At 67.4% G+C, this 19651-nt stretch carries 18 protein-coding genes and 1 pseudogene; 10 read left to right on the top strand and 9 right to left on the bottom strand.

Annotation, left to right across the window (positions count from 1 at the left end; translation table 11 throughout):
- Nucleotides 1–6: 6 nt before the first annotated feature.
- Nucleotides 7–906: a PPK2 family polyphosphate kinase gene (locus AC07YZ_RS10840; RefSeq protein WP_226491398.1), complete on the bottom strand. Its 900-nt coding sequence runs from the start codon at nt 904–906 to the stop codon at nt 7–9.
- Between the two features lie 239 nt (nt 907–1145).
- Between AC07YZ_RS10840 and AC07YZ_RS10835 the strand changes: the two genes are divergently transcribed.
- The 4 genes and pseudogenes from AC07YZ_RS10835 to cqsA all read left to right on the top strand — a co-directional run bounded on the left by AC07YZ_RS10835 (nt 1146) and on the right by cqsA (nt 3984).
- Nucleotides 1146–1391, top strand: a complete 246-nt coding sequence (locus AC07YZ_RS10835; protein ID WP_068167453.1) for a metal-sensitive transcriptional regulator — start codon at nt 1146–1148, stop codon at nt 1389–1391.
- Nucleotides 1345–1926, top strand: a pseudogene (locus tag AC07YZ_RS10830) (MBL fold metallo-hydrolase); the annotation flags it as partial. The gene AC07YZ_RS10835 and the pseudogene AC07YZ_RS10830, both read left to right, overlap by 47 nt.
- A 204-nt stretch (nt 1927–2130) precedes the next feature.
- Nucleotides 2131–2538 carry a rhodanese-like domain-containing protein gene (locus tag AC07YZ_RS10825; RefSeq protein WP_226494643.1) on the top strand — a complete coding sequence of 136 codons (408 nt, stop codon included), beginning with the start codon at nt 2131–2133 and terminating at the stop codon, nt 2536–2538.
- A gap of 192 nt (nt 2539–2730) precedes the next feature.
- Nucleotides 2731–3984, top strand: coding sequence for an alpha-hydroxyketone-type quorum-sensing autoinducer synthase (cqsA, locus tag AC07YZ_RS10820; protein ID WP_226491399.1), 1254 nt, complete (start codon nt 2731–2733; stop codon nt 3982–3984).
- On the opposite strand, the gene AC07YZ_RS10815 is transcribed toward cqsA, so the two are convergent.
- Together AC07YZ_RS10815 and AC07YZ_RS10810 are read right to left on the bottom strand one after the other, a co-directional pair.
- The gene (locus AC07YZ_RS10815; protein WP_226491400.1) at nt 3972–4958 is read right to left on the bottom strand and encodes a response regulator; all 987 of its coding nucleotides are present in this window, start codon (nt 4956–4958) and stop codon (nt 3972–3974) included. The genes cqsA and AC07YZ_RS10815 overlap by 13 nt on opposite strands.
- 24 nt (nt 4959–4982) lie before the next feature.
- The gene (locus tag AC07YZ_RS10810) at nt 4983–6293 is read right to left on the bottom strand and encodes a sensor histidine kinase (RefSeq protein WP_494794741.1); all 1311 of its coding nucleotides are present in this window, start codon (nt 6291–6293) and stop codon (nt 4983–4985) included.
- 93 nt (nt 6294–6386) lie between these two features.
- Here AC07YZ_RS10810 and AC07YZ_RS10805 point away from each other — a divergent pair, with 93 nt between their 5' ends.
- Nucleotides 6387–7055, top strand: coding sequence for a helix-turn-helix transcriptional regulator (locus tag AC07YZ_RS10805; RefSeq protein WP_226491402.1), 669 nt, complete (start codon nt 6387–6389; stop codon nt 7053–7055).
- Nucleotides 7056–7130: 75 nt separating this feature from the next.
- Nucleotides 7131–7895: a type III pantothenate kinase gene (locus tag AC07YZ_RS10800; RefSeq protein ID WP_226491403.1), complete on the top strand. Its 765-nt coding sequence runs from the start codon at nt 7131–7133 to the stop codon at nt 7893–7895.
- A 209-nt stretch (nt 7896–8104) separates the two neighbouring features.
- On the opposite strand, the gene AC07YZ_RS10795 is transcribed toward AC07YZ_RS10800, so the two are convergent.
- A complete protein-coding gene (locus tag AC07YZ_RS10795) occupies nt 8105–9532 on the bottom strand; it encodes a wax ester/triacylglycerol synthase family O-acyltransferase (protein ID WP_494794740.1) in 1428 nt (475 codons plus the stop codon).
- Between the two features lie 331 nt (nt 9533–9863).
- Between AC07YZ_RS10795 and AC07YZ_RS10790 the strand changes: the two genes are divergently transcribed.
- Entirely contained in the window at nt 9864–10118 is a 255-nt protein-coding gene (locus AC07YZ_RS10790; RefSeq protein WP_068167447.1) for an acyl-CoA-binding protein, read from the top strand.
- A gap of 159 nt (nt 10119–10277) precedes the next feature.
- Here the strand turns inward: AC07YZ_RS10790 and AC07YZ_RS10785 are convergent, their stop codons facing one another.
- The 3 genes from AC07YZ_RS10785 to AC07YZ_RS10775 are packed head-to-tail and all read right to left on the bottom strand — an operon-like array spanning nt 10278 to nt 13864.
- The gene (locus AC07YZ_RS10785) at nt 10278–10610 is read right to left on the bottom strand and encodes a polyhydroxyalkanoic acid system family protein (protein WP_226491405.1); all 333 of its coding nucleotides are present in this window, start codon (nt 10608–10610) and stop codon (nt 10278–10280) included.
- A gap of 24 nt (nt 10611–10634) precedes the next feature.
- Nucleotides 10635–11774, bottom strand: coding sequence for an aminopeptidase (locus AC07YZ_RS10780; protein WP_494794739.1), 1140 nt, complete (start codon nt 11772–11774; stop codon nt 10635–10637).
- An 11-nt stretch (nt 11775–11785) separates the two neighbouring features.
- On the bottom strand, nt 11786–13864 hold the full coding sequence (locus tag AC07YZ_RS10775; protein WP_494794738.1) for a molybdopterin-containing oxidoreductase family protein: 2079 nt from the start codon (nt 13862–13864) through the stop codon (nt 11786–11788).
- 94 nt (nt 13865–13958) lie between these two features.
- Between AC07YZ_RS10775 and AC07YZ_RS10770 the strand changes: the two genes are divergently transcribed.
- The 3 genes from AC07YZ_RS10770 to AC07YZ_RS10760 all read left to right on the top strand — a co-directional run bounded on the left by AC07YZ_RS10770 (nt 13959) and on the right by AC07YZ_RS10760 (nt 17535).
- Entirely contained in the window at nt 13959–15110 is a 1152-nt protein-coding gene (locus AC07YZ_RS10770) for an ABC transporter substrate-binding protein (RefSeq protein WP_264181818.1), read from the top strand.
- Nucleotides 15111–15211: 101 nt separating this feature from the next.
- Entirely contained in the window at nt 15212–16429 is a 1218-nt protein-coding gene (locus AC07YZ_RS10765) for a M20 aminoacylase family protein (protein WP_494794737.1), read from the top strand.
- Nucleotides 16426–17535 carry a M14 family metallopeptidase gene (locus tag AC07YZ_RS10760; protein ID WP_494794736.1) on the top strand — a complete coding sequence of 370 codons (1110 nt, stop codon included), beginning with the start codon at nt 16426–16428 and terminating at the stop codon, nt 17533–17535. Before AC07YZ_RS10765 ends, AC07YZ_RS10760 begins: the two co-directional genes overlap by 4 nt.
- Before the next feature lie 117 nt (nt 17536–17652).
- On the opposite strand, the gene AC07YZ_RS10755 is transcribed toward AC07YZ_RS10760, so the two are convergent.
- Together AC07YZ_RS10755 and AC07YZ_RS10750 are read right to left on the bottom strand one after the other, a co-directional pair.
- Nucleotides 17653–18312 carry a TetR/AcrR family transcriptional regulator gene (locus tag AC07YZ_RS10755; protein WP_226491411.1) on the bottom strand — a complete coding sequence of 220 codons (660 nt, stop codon included), beginning with the start codon at nt 18310–18312 and terminating at the stop codon, nt 17653–17655.
- Between the two features lie 3 nt (nt 18313–18315).
- Nucleotides 18316–19575 (bottom strand): patatin-like phospholipase family protein, encoded by a 1260-nt coding sequence (locus AC07YZ_RS10750; RefSeq protein WP_226491412.1) that lies wholly within the window; start codon nt 19573–19575, stop codon nt 18316–18318.
- Between the last annotated feature and the right edge of the window lie 76 nt (nt 19576–19651).

Genomic DNA, 19651 nt, shown 5'->3' with positions numbered 1-19651 from the left:
GAAGGCCTACTGGATGCGCAGTCCGGCCAGGGCCGGATCTTCGGGGGGGTAGCGCAGGTCCAGCGCTTTGAGGGTGTCGCGCACCAGGGTCGCGATCATCAGGTTGCGGTGGGTCTTGGAGTCGGCCGGCACCACCGTCCAGGGCGCCCAGGGTGTGCTGGTCTCGTGCAGCAGCGATTCGTAGGCCTGCTGGTAGTCGCCCCACTGCTTGCGCACCTCCAGGTCGCCCAGGCTGAATTTCCAGTGTTTGGTGGGGTCGTCCACCCGGTCCTGCAGGCGCTGGCGCTGCTCTTCAAAACCGATGTGCAGCATGCACTTGAGGATCACGGTGCCGGTCTCGGCCAGCAGGCGCTCGAAATCGTTGATCTGGCGGTAGCGCTGGCGGGTCTGTTCGGGCGTGATCCATCCGTTGACCACCGGCACCAGCACGTCTTCGTAGTGGCTGCGGTTGAACACCATGATCTCGCCCGCGCCGGGCACCTTCTGGTGGATGCGCCAGAGGTAGTCGTGATCGCGTTCGGCTTCGGTGGGCGCTTTCCAGCCCACGGTGTGCACGCCCAGCGGGCTGGTGCGTTCGAACACGCCGCGCACGGTGCCGTCCTTGCCGGAGGTGTCCGTGCCCTGCAGGACCAGCAGCAGCTTGTAGCGGCCGTCGGCGAAAAACAGGTTCTGCAGCACGTCGAGTTCCTGCGTGAGCACATCGAGCGCGGCCCGGTCGGTGGCCTTGTTGCCCCCCGAGTAGGGCTTGGCGCCCGTGTCCAGGGCGTCGAGCGCCTTGGGCCGGCCGTTCTTGCCGTTTTTGCCTGGGGTCTGGGGCTCGATCTGCCAGTCTTGCCAGCGGCTGCCCCGGGTGGCCCGGATCGCGGCGGCTGGAAAGGGCAACGGGGCATCGCTCGGGCTGGGCATGGCGTCTCCGGTGGGTGGGCAGGCAGGGTGCAACAGGCGCGACCCCACGTCAACCGTTTTGATTGACGTTTACGTAAACGTCATATTAACCCGATTTGCCGGAGAGAGGACGAAGCGGGCAGGGGTATCACCCGCCGGGAGCTGGCTTACTACAATACTTGTTGGGGTATGTCAGCGACCGTTTCGCCCGTGCGGCCGGTCGTGTAGCAGGAGCCCTGTTTCATTCACAGGAAGACCCGATGTCCACCGTCCACGATCCCGAACGCAAGCGAGCCCTGGTCCTGCGCCTCAAGCGCGTGGAAGGTCAGTTGCGGGGTATTCAAAAGTTGATCGAAACCGACGCCGACTGCGAAAAAGTGGCGCAGCAACTCGCCGCCGCCCGCAAGGCGCTGGACAAGACCTTCTTCACCATGGTGGGCTGCGTCATCGCCCAGGGCGATGTCCCCGCGGACGACGTGGCCGACATGCTGGCCCGTTTTTCGTGAGCGGCGCTTGCCCGGACATCCAGAGGGGAAAACCATGAAACCGATACAGCTGTTCGATCCCGATTCCAGCACCTACACCTATGTGCTGTTTGACCAGGTCACGCGCGACGCGATCATCATCGATCCGGTGGACGAGCAGATCGAGCGCGATCTGGCGATCCTGCGCGAGTACGGCCTGAAACTGGTCTGGGCGGTGGAAACCCATGCCCACGCCGACCACATCACCAGCGCGGGCAAGCTCGCCGAGCTGGCCGGAGCCCGAACCGCCGCACCGCAGGGCTGTGGGATCGGCACCGCCGCGGTGCAGCTGCGGCACGGCGACACGCTGCCGTTCGGGCAGGAAGTGCTGCAGGTCCTGCACACCCCGGGCCACACCGCCGGCGGCATGAGCTATGTGTGGCGCAACCACGTCTTCACGGGCGACACCCTGCTCATCAACGGCTGCGGCCGCACCGACTTCCAGTCCGGCAGTGCCGTCGATCTGTACCGCAGCCTGACCCAGGTGCTGTTTGCCCTGCCCGATGACACCATCGTGTGGCCCGGGCACGATTACCAGGGGCGCAAGCATTCCAGCATTGGCCACGAGAAGAAGGGCAATGCCCGCGTGGCGGGCAAGACCGAGGCCGAGTTCGTGGCCCTCATGGACGCGCTCCATCTGCCCAAGCCACGTCGCATCGACGAAGCCGTGCCGGCCAACCTCAGTTCCGGCATTCGCCACGACGCGGACGGCGCGTTGCTCATGCGCCCGCGCCCGGCGCAGGCGGGCTATGCCGGTGACGTGTCGCCTCAGCTGGCCTGGCAGTGGGTGCAGGCGGGCGAGGCGGTGCTGGTGGACGTGCGAACCGATGCCGAGCGCGAATGGGTCGGGTTCGTGCCCGGTGCGGTGGCCGCGGCCTGGAAGCAGTGGCCGGGCATGGCGATGAACCCGGCATTTGACCAACTGGTGAGCCAGGCGGCCAACGGCAGGAAGCTGGTGTTTTTGTGCCGCAGCGGGGTGCGCTCCATTGCCGCGGCCAAGCGCGCCACCGAACTGGGGCTGGAGTCCTACAACGTGCTGGAGGGGTTTGAGGGCGACCCCGACGAGAACGCGCACCGGGGCCGCAAGGGCGGTTGGCGCTACCACGGCCTGCCTTGGCGCCAGAATTGACGACGTCGTGAGTTGACGACGGGGTGAGCACCCCGCCGGGGCGCCGGAGGTTCGTCTTTGCCAACTGTCGGCAGAACGTCACGAAACGCGAGGATAAAGCGTAACAAGACCTGTCAGGGTTAGCAGGTATGTTGTGAATTCCTAACAGATTTCTTTTTTCAATGAGATTTCCCACTCTCAAAGGAGATCTCGATGGAAACGCTTCAACCCGTCCGCGAAAAGTCCCCGGTCGACCCGCCGCTGTCCACTGCGTTGCAGGCCCGCATCGGGCGCGAATTCGCCCCCCGATGGCGAGACACCTGGGGTGGACGTTTCGTTCTCCATGGACGCCCGCCCGGGCCCAACGCCGTGCGTCTGGATGGCAACGACTACCTGAACGTCACCGGGCATCCGGCCATCGTCGCGGCGCAGGTCGAGGCGGTGACGCGCAGCACGGAGTTCGTGGTCCAGTCGGGGGTCTTCCTGCTCCAGCAGCACCCGACGCGCGCGCTGGAAATGGCGCTGGCCGACTGGGTCGGGAAAGAGGACGGCTTCGTCTGCCAGTCGGGCTACGCCGCCAATGTGGGTCTGCTGCAGTCCATCGCGGACGCCAGCACGCCGGTCTACCTTGACACCCTGGCCCACACCTCGCTCTGGGAGGGCGCGCATGCGGCCCGCGCGCCCGCGCACGCGTTCCGGCACAACGATCCGGATCACCTGGACCGGATGCTGGAGAAGAAGGGCGCGGGCATCGTGGTGGTGGACTCGGTCTACAGCACGACGGGCGCGCTCTGCCCTTTGAAGGACATGGTGGAGGTTGCGGAAAAACACGGCAGCATGATCCTGGTGGACGAGTCGCATTCGCTGGGAACCCATGGGCCGGGAGGCGCGGGCCTGTGCGCCGAGCTGGGGCTGACGGACCGGGTGCATTTCATCACCGCCAGCCTGGCCAAGGCGGTCGCGGGCCGGGCCGGTTTCTTCAGCGCGCCCGCCAGCATGCGCTACTACATCCTGAGCTCCAGCTACCCCAACATCTTCAGCTCCTGCCTGCTGCCGCCCGAGGTGGCCGGGCTGCAGGCCACGGTGGCGGTGCTGCGCGCGGCCGACGCCGAGCGCGGCCGGCTGCGCTCGGTGACCCGCCGGCTGAGGGACGCGTTCACCCGTCTGGGGTATCCCATTCACCAGGGCACGGAGCAGATCATTTCCCTGGAGGCGGGCACCGAACCCGAGACCATGAAGCTGCGCGACGCCCTGGAGGAACGCGGGGTGTTCGGCGCCATCTTCTGTGCGCCCGCGACGAGCCGCAACCGCGCCATGGTCAGGCTCACGCTCAACGCGTCCCTGACCGACGCCGAGCTGGATCATGTGGTCGATGTGGCGCGGGAAATCGCGCCGCTGGTCAAGCCCTGGGACTGGCCGATCGCGCGCCGCGCCCGAGCCGTCGCCGCGGGCGCTCAGGCGTCCTGAATCACCCGGGCCCCCTGGGCCTCCAGGAAGTTGCGGTAGGGGTAGATGGGCTGCGGCAGGTCGGCCTCGGTCAAGGGGAAGAGGGCAGCGGTCAGCACCGCGTCGTCTCCCATCGACAAGGTCCGCGCCGTGCGAATGGGGCCGGGCAGGTTCAGCTGTTGGTGCAGTTCCACCGCGGGCAGCAGCTGTCCAGCCTGCACCGCGCGCACCAGGTCAAAACCCAGACCGGCGGAGTTCGCCAGTTCCGCCAGGTCCGTCAGGCCGGTGGTGGGCTCCAGCTGCAACCATTCGCAACCCCCCGTGGCGTTCAGCCCCAACAGGCCGAAGGGTTCACCCAGCACCACGTATTCCACCCAGCGCTTCTGGGTGTGCGCCTGCAGCGCGTGCGCCACCGAAGGCATCTGCAGTATGGATTGCTGGGTGGGCCGCAGGGCCGCGCGCCAGAGGGTGTTCAGGCGGGGGTGTGGCGCATGGGCGAGCTTGGCCAGGGCCGTCAGCAGACGACCTGAAATGTCCGCGGTCTGCTTGGGGATGAACTGGTCGATCAGTCCGTGGTTGAACGCCTGGATGGCGATCTGTTCGTCGGCGGCGCCCGTCAGCAGCACCCGCGAGCCCGGCCAGTCCAGCAGGGTGTTGAGCACCTTCAGACCGTCGGTGCCGGGCATGGCGTAGTCCACCACGCAGATCTGCGCCAACCGGTAGCGCGACGGGTTGTTGGCCCAGTACCGCAGGACCTGGGGCATCAATGGCTGCCCCTGCCGCCAGCGCTCGATCATCTGGATGTGCAGTCCGGCGTCGGCCTCCCAGCGCGCGGGCTCCTCCCGCATGCGTTCGACAAACCCGGCTGGCCGCGAGTACAGCTCCATCTGCAGGTGGGCGGGAACGACCATGCCGAGCATTTCGAGATAGTCGATGTCGTCGTCGAGAAACAGGATGTTGCCCGGACGCTGAAAGAGGGGAATTTTGATGGCCATATGGGGTTGCTGGTGTGAGCCGATTCAGGCGTCTTTGGGTGTGTCGAGCGGGAGGTCGATCATGAAAACCGCTCCCTCGTTGGGTTCGGAGTGCACGCTGATCTGGCCGTGGGCGGCCTCGACCACGTTCTTGCAGAACGTGAGGCCCAGCCCACTGCCCGCGCCCACCTGGGTGGAGAAAAAGGGTTCAAAAATGCGGTGCAGCTTCTCGTAGGGAATGCCCACGCCGGTATCGGAGACGGCGATGCGCCCCTTGCCATGGTGCAGGCCCACCTGGATGCGCAGGTCGCCGGGTTGGGGGGCTGCGCCCGCCGACGCCAGGGAATGCAGGGCGTTCTTCAGCAGATTGGTGAGCACCTGGGCAAACAGGGGGCGTGAACCCTGAAAGCAGAAATCCTGCTGAATGTGCACCTGCACGCAATCGCGCTCGCGGAATGAGCGGAACGGGTAGTGGCTGACCAGCTCGTTCACCAGCTCGGCGGCCATGATGGCGGACTGCTCGCGCGGCAGGCGCAGCAGCTGGGCGTTGGAGATCTGGGTGTCGATCTGGCGGTTCATGCTGCGCACCAGGTTCTGCAGCCGCCCGGAGAGTTCTTCGATCTTCTTGCGCTTGCTCTCGGGGACGTCGTGCTGCACCAGATTGCGCAACACGTCGCCCATCAGATTGACGGTGGCCAGCGGCGTGCGCAGTTCGTGCGCCATCACGCCCATGGTGCTCAGCGTGTTGAACAGGCGCGCGCGGCGCAGGTTGGCGCTGGAAAAACCCAGCATCACACCCATCACACTGCCAAAGGCGATCACGACGATGTTCGCGAGGGGCTCGCGCCAGGGGGCGCTGTTCACATGCATGAGACCCGCTGTGGCCCAGCCCGCCAGTCCGCCCGTGATCAGGCCCAGCGAAGCCAGGCGCCAGTCGGTTGCGTGGTAGTAGATCAGGATCATGGCGGTCAGGCTGGCCAGCCAGACCTGATTGCCGTCGTTCATGCAGTACATCCAGGTGAAGAACCAGGGCAGCTGGACCCAGGTCGCCACAGTGAACAGCCAACCGCTTTGCTGCGAGGCCGGCTCTTTGTAGACGGCCGGCAACAGGTACAGCAGCGCCAGCAGGGCCATGGCGGCGCGCACGCCAGGGTTTTCGTACGGCTGGGGCAGCCACCGCCCCCACACCCAGGCAAAAATGATGTGCCCGAAAAAGGTAAACGCGCCAATCCAGATCAGCCGATTGCTGGATGGGTGCAAAATAGGCTCCAGCGGGGCGCGGATGATCTCGTCCAGCACCCAATGCCAGAGTCGGGCTCCGGCACTTTGAACCCACAAACGGTCCATCGGCAACATGTACTCCTTCAACAAAGACAGCCAACGGGCCGTGACATCCCCCCCACTGTCACTGTTGCAATGCATTGTCCGTGCAACAGTGTGCAACGCAACATGACTTTGCCTGTCAACTTTGACAGTGTGGGCGTAGACGCCATTCTGGCCGATTGGGTCTGCGCGCTGCAGGAGCAGGGCGTGGAAGCCGTGGTGGTGCTGGGCCCCAATCCGATGGCGGGGAGCGACGAACGCGATGTGCTGGCGGTGCACCCCCCGCGGCTGCTCGGGCCGGCCTCGGCGCTGGCCGAGAGCCGGGACTTTGGCGCCAGCTGGCGCGAAAGCGACGCACCACTGGTGGCCTGGCAGGACATCTCCAAATCGGCCTTTGAACAAAGTGGTCGCTGGCGCCGCCTCTGGCTGGCCCACGGATACCAGACCCTGGTGCGGGTGGCCTTCACCTTGCCAGCCGGGCGGGCCTTCGAGTGCTTCATGTTCAGCCCACGCGCTTTTGCCGATCGCTCGGAGGCCGCGGTGCTGGCCTGGTCGGCCTACAACGTCTGGCCCATGCTCAGGCGCGCCATCGCCGAGCAGCGGGTCAACCTGAGTCCGCGTGAGCAGGAAAGCCTCAACCTGGCGTTCGAGGGGCTCACCGCGCGCGAAACCGCGCAGCGGATGGATTGTTCCGAACGCACCGTGAACTACCACCTGGCCAACGCCATGGCCAAGTTGCAGACCGACAACAAGCTCGCGGCCGTGCAGCGCGCCTGCTGGATCGGCCTGATCTGAGCGCCTGGCACCGGCCGGGTCAGACGATGCTGCACCGCCGCAACTTCACGGTGGTCGCGTGGTGATAATGCGCCCATGACTTTTCTGGCCCTGGACGTTGGAAACACCCGCCTGAAGTGGGCCCTCTACGATGCGCCCCGTGTGGGCGCGAGGCTGTTGGCCCATGGCGCGCAGTTCCTGGAAAACATCGAGAAGCTGGCCGAAGGCGACTGGAACGCCCTTCCCGCCCCGCAATGGGTGGTGGGCTGCATCGTGGCGGGAGACGCGGTGAAAGGCCGGGTGCAGGAGCAGCTGGAACTGTGGGACGTGACGCCGCAGTGGGTGGTCTCCAGCCTCAGCGAAGCGGGCGTGATCAACGGATACGACCATCCTGCGCGTCTGGGATCGGACCGCTGGGTCGCCATGATCGGCGCGCGCCAGCGGCTGCTGGCCCGGGGGCCGGCGCGTCCCTGTGTGGTGGTGATGGTGGGCACGGCGGTCACGGTCGAGGCCATCGACGCCGAGGGCCGCTTCCTGGGCGGCATCATCCTGCCGGGCCACGGCATCATGCTGCGCGCGCTGGAGTCGGGCACGGCCGGTCTGCATGTGCCCACCGGCGACGTGCGCGACTTCCCCACCAACACCAGCGACGCGCTCACCAGTGGCGGCACCTTCGCCATCGCGGGCGCCGTGCAGCGCATGGTGGAGAACCTGCAGCGCCACTGCGGCGAACCGCCGGTGGTGTTCATGACCGGTGGTGCGGGTTGGAAAATGGCACCCAGCATGTCCACCCCCTGCGAACTGGTGGACAGCCTGATCTTTGACGGCCTGCTGGAAATCGCCAGTAGAAGAGTGGGGTAGTCACGCTCCCCCCGCGCCGCGCCTAAGGGCGCGTCACCCCCCAGGGGGCGGCACTGGCGGCCCGGCAAAGCCGGTTCCGCGGTGCCCTGGCACCAACTCCCCCTCCGGCGCGGCATGTCTTCCACCCAGGATGCGGTGGAACCGGCTTCGCCGGGCCACTCGCATCGCCCCCTGGGGGGTGACGCGCCCTTAGGCGCGGCGCGGGGGGGTCAATCCCGTCCCCAGGGCAACATCAGCGTCAGGGTGAGCAGCCGGGCGAACTCCGGTGTGAACTGGTCGATGATGCGCTGTGGGTCGGGGCACAGGGTGGTGTCGGCGATCACGCCGAATTGCACGCCGCCGCCATAGCTGAGGATCGACACGCCCAGACCCACCGTGCCGGATTGCGGTACCCAGAACATGGTCTGCTCCAGCGTGGCACCGCACAGTTTCATCTTGTGGGCCGGGCCGGGCACGTTGGTCATGACGGCCGTGGTCTTGCGACCAAACAGGCTGAGCATCGCGTCCTGCGCGGGCTTGACCAGCAGCCCGGCCACCGACAGCAGGCCAAAGGTCAGCAAGGGCTGCAGACTGCCCTTGAGGTCGTTCATGCGCGCCCGCACCGCGAACACACGTTCGATCGGGTTGTCGATGCCGATGGGCAGCACCAGCGGCACCAGTCCAAAACGGTTGCCCAGCTTCCAGGCGTCCGCCATCGGGCGCAGATTGATCGGCACCATGGCGCGGATTTCCTGGCCCTGGGGGTTGTCGCCGTGGGCGCGCAGATAGGCGCCAATGGCGCCGGCCACGCAGCTGAGCAGCACGTCGTTGACCGAGCAGTTCAAGGCCTTGCCGATGGCTTTGACCTCGTCCAGCGGGATGGGCTCGCACCAGGCGACGCGCTTGGCGCGTCCGGGCTGACCCTTGAGCCGGGTCGGTGAGTCGTCGGGCATGAGCGCCAGAGCGGCCAGATCGCTGGCGAGCTGGCCGCCCATGCGGGCCACTTCCATCGCCTGCCCCAGGGTATCGTTCAGGCCCTGCTGGGGCGCCGCCAGCAGGGCCAATGATTTGGCCGCGCCGCCGCCCGCGACTTCCAGCGCCCGCGCGGTCAGGTCGCCCAAGGGGCGGATCAGCGTGTCGGCCACCCAGTCCTCGGCCGCGTCCAGACCGGTCTTGGCCGGTTTGGCCGCCTTGCGCTGTGGCGGCAGCGCGCCGCCATCGACCAGGCTCATCATCACGCTGATCAGGGCAATGCCGTCGGCGATGCAGTGGTGGATGCGCGCGATCAGCGCCGAGCCACCGTCGTACCGCTCGATCAGATCAAACCGCCACAGCGGGTGCCGGTGGTCCAGCGGCTGCATCGCGAGTTCGGCCACACGGTCCTGCAGCGCGTCCTGTTCGCTCTGGCCGCGCTGGCGCGTGAGGGTGTGGGTGACCACGTGGCGTTCCAGGCGAAAGTCGCGGTCGTCCATCCAGTGCGCGCCGGCGGCGTCTTCGCGGGCCGCCTGCACAAAACGGCGGTAGGGCAGCAGGCGCTCGCGCACGCGCTCGGCCAGCGCCGCGTGGGTGATGCCGGGACGCAGGATCCAGACCCCGACGATCATCATCAGGTTCGACGGCGAGTCCATGCGCAGCCAGGCGGTGTCGACCTTGCTCATGCGTTCGCCCTCCAGTCCCAGCGTGCTGGCCAGCGTCTGCACGGCGCCGCGGGCGGTGGTCGGAGCTGTTTTCTTTCGGGGGCTCTTCCGTGCCGCGGACGGCGGGACCGCCGCCGAGGCAGTGGCGGATTGGGCAACGCGCTGGACCATGTCATCTCCGGTGGCCTGGGGCCTCACGGCACCACCCGAGGGGCGGCGTGTGGGCTCGGCATGTTGTGGGTGTTTGCGTCTATTTTGCCGTCAGGGCAGCCCGTAAGATACCGGGCCAGCCCTGATGCCGTGCGGTATGTGCAACGCATCGGGCGCCTTCAGCCCCTCCAGGAGACCCTGCATGTCCGACCTCAAGACCCGTTTCGATGCCGCCGTGGCCAACTCCAAGAACCTCAGCGAGCGTCCCGACAACGCCACGCTGCTGAAGATCTACGCGCTGTACAAGCAGGCCACCGCGGGTGACAACGCCGAGAAGAAGCCGGGCTTCGGCGACATGGTGGGCCGTGCCAAATGGGACGCTTGGAACGGCCTCAAGGGCACGTCGGGCGACGACGCGATGCAGCAGTACGTCGACCTGATCGAATCACTGAGCTGAAAAACCACCCCCGCCGGGCAGCGCGCGACGCCTTCAAGGGGGCAACGTGATGCGGTCCGGCAAAGCCGGGATCAACGCGTTCTGGGTCATGCACTGCACTCCGGCGGAGTGGGTGTTTGACCGCTGGACGGTGAACGCTTGAAGAAGGCCTGCGCGCGCTCAGGCCTTTTTCTTTTTGGCCGCTGATTTGCTGGCGGGTTTTTGGGTCGTCAGCAACTCGTCGAGGTTCTTCACGATCTCGCCTTCAATGCGGTCCTTGAACGCGCCGAGCAGAAACCCCAGCTTGGCGTCGAGTTCGAAGTGATCGTCCGACACCCGAAGCGTGCCGTTCACGCCGGTGCGGCTGAATTGCACTTCGTCGCAGTCGCCGCCTTCTTCGTAGGTGCAGCTCATGTCGAAGTCGGCTTCGGCCTGTTCGGCCCATTTCCAGGCCACTTTGCGCGCGCCGGCCAGGCCCAGGTGGTGATTGCGTCGGATGTGGATGTCGGCCATGGGATGTTTCGTGGAGGTGAATCGTCAAGGGTGAGCCGTCGGGGTGGGGGCCGGTTGTCCGGCCGCCACCATCGCCTCGCTCGGGAGGGACAGTCGCCGCAGCGCCGCGTGCCGCTCTTCCTGCGGTTGTTGCGCCAGCGCGCGCACCGCATCATAAAACCGGCGGAAATCCCGGCCCTCGCGTTCGAACAGGGCTTCAAAGCCCGGCACCAGGGTGTCGTAGGCGGCCTGGGCACCGAAGCTGGCGTTGTTGGCGCGAGCGACCCAGGCGTCGTAGCCGGCGTAACCGTTCCAGCGCTGCCTGAGCGTGCGGTAGGTCTGGTGGAAGTCGGCCATCGTTTCGGACTTGCGGCGGACTTTTTCGGCGTCGTCGATGGCGGTGTCGGCGTAGATGCCTTCCAGCCGCTGTCGCACCGCGTAGGTGAGGGCGCGGAACTCGTGCCGGCGCGCATCGAAAGCCGCGTATTCGCGGCGCGCCGTATCGCTGGCGTGGTGCGCCAACCAGCGCTCGCCGCCCAGGCGTTCGACCGCGGTGGCGAACGACTCGTTGAACACCATGTCGCCTTTGGCGTAGAGCACCTGGTGGGCCAGCTCGTGGAACACGATACGCGCCAGTTCGCCCTCGGGGTAGCCAATGAAGGTGTTGAGCAGCGGATCGCCGCCGGCCCAGTTCATCCAGCCCAGCGTGGAGTAGGCCGGCACCGGGTACACCACGGACTCCAGCTCCTCGGGCAGGCTTCGGGCGAAGGCCTGGGCCTGGGTTTCGTCAAAATAGCCGCGATAGCCCACACAGCCCACCACGGGGAAGCACCAGCTCTGCAGCGTGAGCGACAGCGCGGGGGCGGCCACGACGTTGTAGACCGCGGCCTTGCGGTGCAGATCGGCGTAGCGGTGGTAGCTGGCGTTGTCGGGCAGGGCCAGTTCGGCCGCGGCGAAGCGCCGGATGCGCTGGGCCAGGGCCAGCCGCTGCCGCAGCGCGGGCGGGGTCTGTGCGTCGTCAAGCCAGTCCTGCAGCGGGCGGGCGGCCTGCATGATCCGCAGATGGCCGGAGACCGATTGCCAGTAATAGCCCACCCCGGTGCCGGGGCTCGCGCAGCCCGACAGGCCCGGCGCCAGCACGACCAGCAGGCCGGTGAGGCTGAACAAGGTGCGCACGGACGACATGGGCGCCGCCTTCAGGTGCCGGTTGCGACGCCGGCCACTTCCACCAGGCAGTCGTAGAACACCGGGCCGCGTCCCAGGTCGGTCAGCCGCTGGCTGGTCACCTGGTTGACGTTGGTGCCGGACGGGCCGAGCTTGCGCCACCAGATGCCCAGGCCATTGACCACGCCGGGGCGCGCGCGCGGCGACACCTTGGCCTTGCAGCGGTATTCGCCCCGGTCGTTGAAGATGCGCACCATCTGGCCGCTGGCGATGCCGCGCGCCTGGGCGTCGTCGGCGTGGATCTCCAGCACCGGTTCGCCCTCGATGTCGCGCAGGCTTTTCACGTTGACAAAACTGGAGTTGAGGAAATTGCGCGCGGGCGGCGAGATCATGGCCAGCGGGTAGTGCGCGCTGCTGCCGGCGGGTTCGTGGTTGGGCAGGTGGTCGGGCAGACCGTCCAGGCCCTGAGCCGCCAGCCGCGCGCTGAAAAACTCGCAGCGACCCGACGGCGTGGGAAAGCCGCCGTGGGCAAACGGTGCCTCGGGCAAGGGCAGGGTGGCGAAGCCGTGTTCCAGCAATTGATCGAAGTCCACCGCGTCGCCGAACACGGTGCGGCACAGGGTTTCATCGCTGTCTTGAAAGCAGGGTTCGTCAAAACCCAGGCGCGCGGCCAGGGCGCGAAAGACGTCGGTGTTGCTGCGCGCCTGCCCCAGCGGCGCGATGGCGGGCCGGTTGAGCAGCACGTCGGTGTGGCCGTAGCTGGTGTGGATGTCCCAGTGTTCCAGCTGGGTGGTGGCGGGCAGGATGTAGTCCGCCAGGTCGGCGGTGTCGGTCTGGAAATGCTCCAGCACCACGGTGAAGAGGTCTTCGCGCGCGAACCCCTGCACCACCTTGCCCGACTCGGGCGCCACCGCCACCGGGTTGCTGTTGTAGACGATCAGCGCGTCGATCTTCGGGCCAAAGGCCGACGACGTCCCGCGCAGCAGGTCGTCACCGATGGTGACCATGTTGATGGTGCGCGGGGTGCGCCCGGCCAGCAGGTCGGGCCGGTGCAGCGCCGCGCGGTTCACCGGGAACTGGCCCGAGGACGACAGCAGCAGGCCGCCCGCGCGGTGGCGCCATGCGCCGACCAGCGCCGGTAGGCAGGCGATGGCGCGCACCGCGTTGCCGCCGCCGCGCACCCGCTGCATGCCGTAGTTCAGCCGGATCGCCGCGGGTTGGGTGTTGCCATAGGCGCGCGCCAGCTCGGTGATCTGCTGAACGGGAATGCCGCAGACCTCGGCGGCGCGCTCGGGCGGCCACTGCAGGGCACGCTCGCGCAGGCCTTCCCAGCCCAGGGTGTGGTGCTCGATGTAGTCGTGGTCCAGCCAGTCGTGCACGATCAGCTCGTGCATCAGCGCCAGCGCCAGCGCAGCGTCGGTGCCCGGGCGCAGGGCAATGTGTTCGTGGCACTTGTCGGCGGTCTCGGTGCGGCGCGGGTCGATGCAGACCAGTCGCGCACCGTCGCGTTTGGCCTGCTGGGCCAGGCGCCAGAAATGCAGGTTGCTGGCGATGGAGTTGCTGCCCCAGATCAGGATCAGTTTGGCCTCGGCGAAGAACTCGACCTTCATGCCCACTTTGCCGCCCAGGGTGTGGGTCAGGCCCTCGCCGCCCGCGGTGGCGCAGATGGTGCGGTCCAGGTGCGAGGCGCCGAGCCGGTGGAAAAAGCGCGCCGCCATGCCTTCGCCCTGTACCTGGCCCATGGTGCCGGCGTAGCTGTAGGGCAGGATGGCCTGCGGGTCGCGCGCGGCGATGGCTTTGAGCCGGGTGGCGATGTCGTCCAGCGCGTCGTCCCAGCCCACGGGTTCAAACCGGCCACTGCCCTTGGGGCCCACGCGCTTGAGCGGTTGCAGGATGCGCTCGGGGTGGTAGCTGCGCTCGGTGTAGCGCGATACCTTGGTGCACAGCGCACCATCGGTGTGCCGGTGCGCCGGATTGCCCTGCACCCGCAGGGCCACGCCGTGGTTGACCGTGGTCAGCAGGGCGCAAGTGTCGGGACAGTCGTGTGGACAGGCGCCACGCACCACGGTGTCCATCGGGTCGCCGCCGCCGGGGGTCGGGGTGTCGATCATGGGTGTAAAAAAATGTTGTACGCTGGGCATCCTGTTGAGCATGGTTTTTGCTGTGCACAAACCGGTCCCAAATCAGCATAGCAGGAGATTCAGTATGCAACGTCGCCAGGCACTTTCAACCGTGTGCAAGCTCGTGGGTTCCTCTGCCTTGGGGGTATGGGGAGGGGCGGCACAGGCGCAAAGTCAGGGTGTGAGCGACAGTGCCATCGTGCTGGGGCAGTCGGGGCCCTTCACCGGCCCTTCGGCCCAGTTGGGCCTCCAGTTCCATATCGGGGCTCAGCTGTACCTGGAGCAGGTCAACGCTCAGGGCGGTGTTCATGGGCGGCGCATCGAGATCAAGCGCCTGGACGACGGCTACGAGCCCGAGCGCTGCGTGGCGAACACGAAGCAGTTCATTGCCGACGGCGTGTTTGCCCTGTTCGGCTATGTGGGCACACCCACCAGCCTCGCGGCCCTGCCGGTGGCGACCGCGGCCAAACTGCCCCTTTTTGCGCCTTTCACCGGTGCGCAGGCGCTGCGCGAACCGTTCAACCGCTACGTCATCCACGTGCGAGCCTCGTATTTCGAAGAGACAGCCGCCATCGTGCGCCAGATCACTTCGGTAGGCATCAAGAGGGTGGCGGTCTTCTACCAGAACGACGCTTATGGCGCGGCAGGCCTCGAGGGCGTGCAACGTGCGCTCAAGACGCTGGACCTGGAGCCCGCCGTGGTCGGCACCGTGGAGCGCAACAGCACCGACGTGACCCAGGCGCTGAAGGACATCTTGGCCGTCAAGCCCGAAGCCGTCGTGCAGGTCGGTGCCTACAAGGCCTGCGCGACCTTCATTCGGTTGGCGCGGCAGCAAGGGTACTCCGGCAATTTCTACAACGTCTCCTTCGTCGGCACCCAGGCCTTGCTCGATGAACTGGGTTCCGTGGCGAAAGGGGTGTCGGTCAGCCAGGTGATGCCCTTCCCCTATTCGCCGGCCACCCCGGTGTCGGGCGAGTACCTGACGGCGCTCAAGGACAAGCGGGGCCTGTCGCCGAACTACTCGGGCATGGAGGGCTTCGTCGCGGCCAAGGTGCTGGTCGAGGCGCTCAAGCGCGCGGGGCGCGGCGTCACCCGCGAGGGCTTCATCGACGCCATCGACGGCATGAAGAACGTGAACCTGGGTGGTTTCCCGGTCGATTTTGGCCCTCAGAAGCACACCGGCTCGCGCTTCGTTGAGCTCACCCTGCTGACCGAAGACGGTCGCGTGCGGCGCTAGAGCGGCTGCCCCGCCGGGCAGCAGGGTTGTCGCCTGGCGGACCACCCGGTTGTGTTGCTTGGGTACCATGGGCGCTTGATTTCCAGCCCTCCAAGGTTCCCATGAAACTGATCGATTCCATCCTCACACAGGCCGCCGGCATCGCCGCCCTGCGGCGCGACATCCACGCCCATCCCGAGCTCTGTTTTGAAGAGGTGCGCACCGCCGACGTGGTGGCGCAACAGCTCACCGACTGGGGCATTCCGGTGCACCGCGGCATGGGCACCACCGGGGTGGTGGGCATCGTGCATGGCCGCGATGGCGGGGCCTGTGGCCGGGCGATCGGCCTGCGCGCGGACATGGACGCCCTGCCCATGCAGGAGCACAACCACTTCGCCCATGCGAGCCAGCATGCCGGCAAGATGCACGCCTGCGGCCACGACGGCCACACCGCCATGCTGCTGGCCGCGGGCCAGCATTTCGCGAAACACCGCCACTTCGACGGCACGGTCTACCTGATTTTCCAGCCGGCCGAAGAGGGCGGAGGCGGTGCGCGCGAGATGATCAAGGACGGCCTGTTCGAGCAGTTTCCGGTGGAGGCGGTGTTTGGCATGCACAACTGGCCGGGTCTGCCGGTGGGCAGTTTCGCCGCCAGCACGGGGCCGGTGATGGCGTCGAGCAACGACTTTCGCATCGAAATCCGTGGCAAGGGCGCACACGCCGCGTTGCCACACAACGGCATCGACCCGGTGCCCGTGGCCTGCCAGATGGTGATGGCCTTCCAGACCATCATCACGCGCAACAAAAAGCCGCTGGATGCGGGTGTGATCTCCGTGACCATGATCCACACCGGCGAGGCCAACAACGTGGTGCCCGACCACTGCGTGATCCAGGGCACGGTGCGCACCTTCACCTACGAGGTGCTGGACCTGATCGAGCGCCGCATGCGGGAGATCGCCGAACACACTTGCGCGGCCTTTGGTGCGGGCTGCGAGTTCCACTTTCACCGCAACTACCCGCCCACCGTCAACCACGCAGAGCAGACCGCGTTCGCGCGCGGCGTCATGGCCGACATCGTGGGGCCCGACCGGGTGCTGGACCAGGAGCCCACCATGGGCGCGGAGGACTTCGCCTACATGCTGCAGGCGCGGCCGGGCTGCTACGCCTTCATCGCCAACGGCGACGGCGTGCACCGCGACATGGGCCACGGCGACGGGCCCTGCATGCTGCACAACCCGAGCTACGACTTCAACGACGACCTGATTCCGCTGGGAGCGACCTACTGGGTGCGGCTGGCCGAACAATGGCTGGGCCAGCCGCGCACCGGGGACGCGGCGTGATAGGCCCGCAGCGCGCTTTTTCGTCCTCTTACGCTCGGGCCCGGGTGCAGTTCCTGGAAAGCGCCGCCGCGGCCGGCATGGCCATCCGCAGCCACAACCACCCCCTCCTGGGCCGGGACGGCGAAACACTGGCGATGGACGTGGCGCTCGACGGTCCGGCCGACGCCCGGCAACTGCTGATCGTCAGCAGCGCCTGCCACGGGGTCGAGGGCTACTGCGGCTCCGGCGTGCAGGTGTTTGCCGTCCACGACGCCGAGTGGCGCGAGCACGCGCGTGCGGCCGGCGTGGCCGTGCTCTACATCCATGCGCTCAACCCCCATGGTTTTTCCTTCGTGCGCCGCGTGACGCACGAGAACGTGGACCTGAACCGCAACTTCCAGGATTTCTCGCAACCCTTGCCCGCCAACCCGGCCTATGCGGATCTGCACGCGCTGCTGTTGCCCGACACCTGGCCGCCCGGGCCCGACAACCAGGCCGCCGTCGGCGCCACCATCGAGGCGCACGGACTGGCGGCCTACCAGGCGGCGGTGACGCAAGGGCAGCACCGGTTTCCCGACGGGCTGTTCTTCGGCGGCACCTCGCCCACCTGGAGCAACCGGACCCTGCGCCAGGTGCTGCGCCAATACGGTGGCCAGGCCCGGCAGATCGCCTGGATCGATCTGCACACCGGCCTGGGGCCCAGCGGCGTGGGCGAGCGCATCTTCGCCTGCCGCGATGACGCGGTCGCGTTGGCGCGCGCGCGGGCCTGGTGGGGCGGTGACGGGCAGACGCCGGTGACGTCCATCTACGACGGCACCTCCACCTCGGCCCGGCTCAGCGGCCTGATGTGGGGCGCGGTCTACGAAGAGTGCGCGCAGGCCGAGTACACCGGCATCGCCATGGAGTACGGCACGGTGCCGATCCTGGACGTGATCGACGCCCTGCGGGGCGACCACTGGCTGCACCTGCACCCCGATGCCCCGGCCGAGCTGCGGCGGGCCATTCAGCAGCGCATGATGGATGCGTTTTACGTGGACACCGACCTCTGGCGCGCCCAGATCGTGGCGCAGGCGCGGCAGGCGCTGTTCCAGGCGGTGGACGGCTTGAAGGCATCTGTCCTGGGTTGATATGCGTGGGGCCAGGGCTCCGCGCCGCCCCGGCGCAGCCGGCCCCAGTGGGGTGTCAGGCTCGCGCTGTCGACCGGTATTCACCGGCGTGGCGGCCGCGGGTTCCTTGGGCCGGGGTCACGCGGGGCTGTTGTAGGGGCCGCTGAGCTGCAGCAGGTGCTGTCGCTGGTCGGCACCGAGGTAGGGGGCCAGCAGGTTGAGCACGTGGTGGGCGCCGCGCATGAGCGCCTGCTGGGCCTGCTCGGGTTCCAGGGCGTGGCGTGGATCGCGCACGTATTCGAAGCTCAGCCAGTAGGTGAGCACCACCACCATGCAGTTGGCCGTGGGCTCCAGCTCGCGGGCGTCGATGTCCAGCCCGCCATGCCGGCCCATGCCGGCGAGCAGGGTGCGCACCGCGCGGGTCTTGTTTTTCAGCACGGTCTGGAAATGGGTTTCAAGCAGCCGGTTCTTGGACAGCAGGTCGTTGAGGTCCCGGTACAGGAAACGGTATTCCCAGATGAGCTCGAACAGCGAGTGCATGAAGAACCAGGCGTCCTCCACGTTGCGCACGCCATCGGAGGCGCCCAGCAGATCGCCGAGTGCGCGCTCGTAGCGCTCGAACAGCGAGTTGATCAGCTCGTCCTTGGCCGGGTAGTGGTAGTACAGGTTGCCGGGGCTGATGCCAAGTTCGGCCGAGATGAGCGTGGTCGAGACATTGGGCTCGCCAAAGCGGTTGAACAGCTCCAGCGTGACCTCCAGGATGCGTTCGGCGGTGCGGCGGGGGGCTTTCTTCACCATGGGTCAGGCCCGCTTGGGCAGGGTCTGCAGATGCTGCTGCAGGCGGTCGAGGGTGGCATGGAGTTGGTCCACGGCGCTCGGGGTTGGGGCGGCCTCGGGCATGGCGGGGATCAGGTGGCGTTCGGTGTCGTTGAGCGCCACCGGGTCCAGGGTCACGCCATGCCGAAGCAGGCGCGGTGCCAGTTCGGCCTGGCGCTCGCGCAGCATTTGCCGGGTCTGCTGGTAGGCGTGTTCGGCCAGCTCGCGGCGCTGGCGGTAGCTGAAGGTGTTGGCGAAAAACAGTTCGGCGTCGCGCTGGTCGGGCTCGATGAGCACGATGTCGGTGTGCGGATACGCGCGTTCGTAGTGCTTCATGCCCAGCGCCAGCCGCGAATGGATCATGGAGCGGAAGGTCTGGCTCATCACCGTGGGCAGGCCGCCTTCGACCAGCGACGGGATGCGGCGCGAGCGACCTTCCTGGGGCGCCGCATGGAAAGGCACCAGCGGGTTCAGGCACAGCAGCAGGTCCACCCCTTCGTCGAGTGCCACGGTGGCGTGCAGGGTCTTCTTGAGGGCGCCGTCCACGTAGTGCTTGCCGTCGATGTTCACCGGTGGAAACAGCCCTGGCAGGGCGGCGCTGGCCTGAATGGCGCGCGAGATCGGCACGTGGTCCCAGCCGGGCCGCCCGAACGGCGCCGCTTCGCCGGTGTCGAGCTGGGTGGCCACCAGGGTCAGGCGCGCGCGCAACTGGCGAAAGTCGTTGCTGCGGCCGGGCTTGTTGAACAGGTGCTCGATCTGGCGGTGGATGTCCTCGTTGTCGAGCACGCCCGTGGGCAACAGCGCGCCCAGCCGTTCAAAGGCATTGGTCAGCGGGCGACCCTGCACGCCCCAGGCCCACAGGGCCTCGCCCAGCAGACCGGGCAGTCGGCGCAGACGGCCCCCCATCTCGGCCCAGGCGGGTTTCAGGAGCAGCGAGGGGTCGAAGCTTTCTTCCGTGGGGCGGTCTTCGATGAAGGCGTGGCAGAGCTGGTGCGGCGTGAAGCCGTTGGCCAGTCCGGCGGCGATGAAGCCGCCCGCCGACACGCCCACGTAGTGATCGAAGCCGTTGAAGTCGATCCCCTGCAGGCAGTCGTCGAGGGCGCACAGGGCGCCGATTTCATAGATCGCGCCGAGCGGGCCACCGCCCGCGAGCGCCAGCGCGGTGCGCGGGCGGGCGGGTTTTGACGCGTGGGGGTGCGCCGCTTGCGCGGCAGATCGGCCAGTGGCTTTGCGGGGGGGCGTCATGCGTTCGAGTGTAGACCGCAGGGGTGGGTGGGATTGCTGCGTCGCAACAAATGGGACGGGCATGAAAAAGGGGCGC

The organism is Hydrogenophaga sp. GW101-3F08, from assembly GCF_059424585.1.
This window is presented reverse-complemented; position numbering and strand designations above follow the sequence as displayed.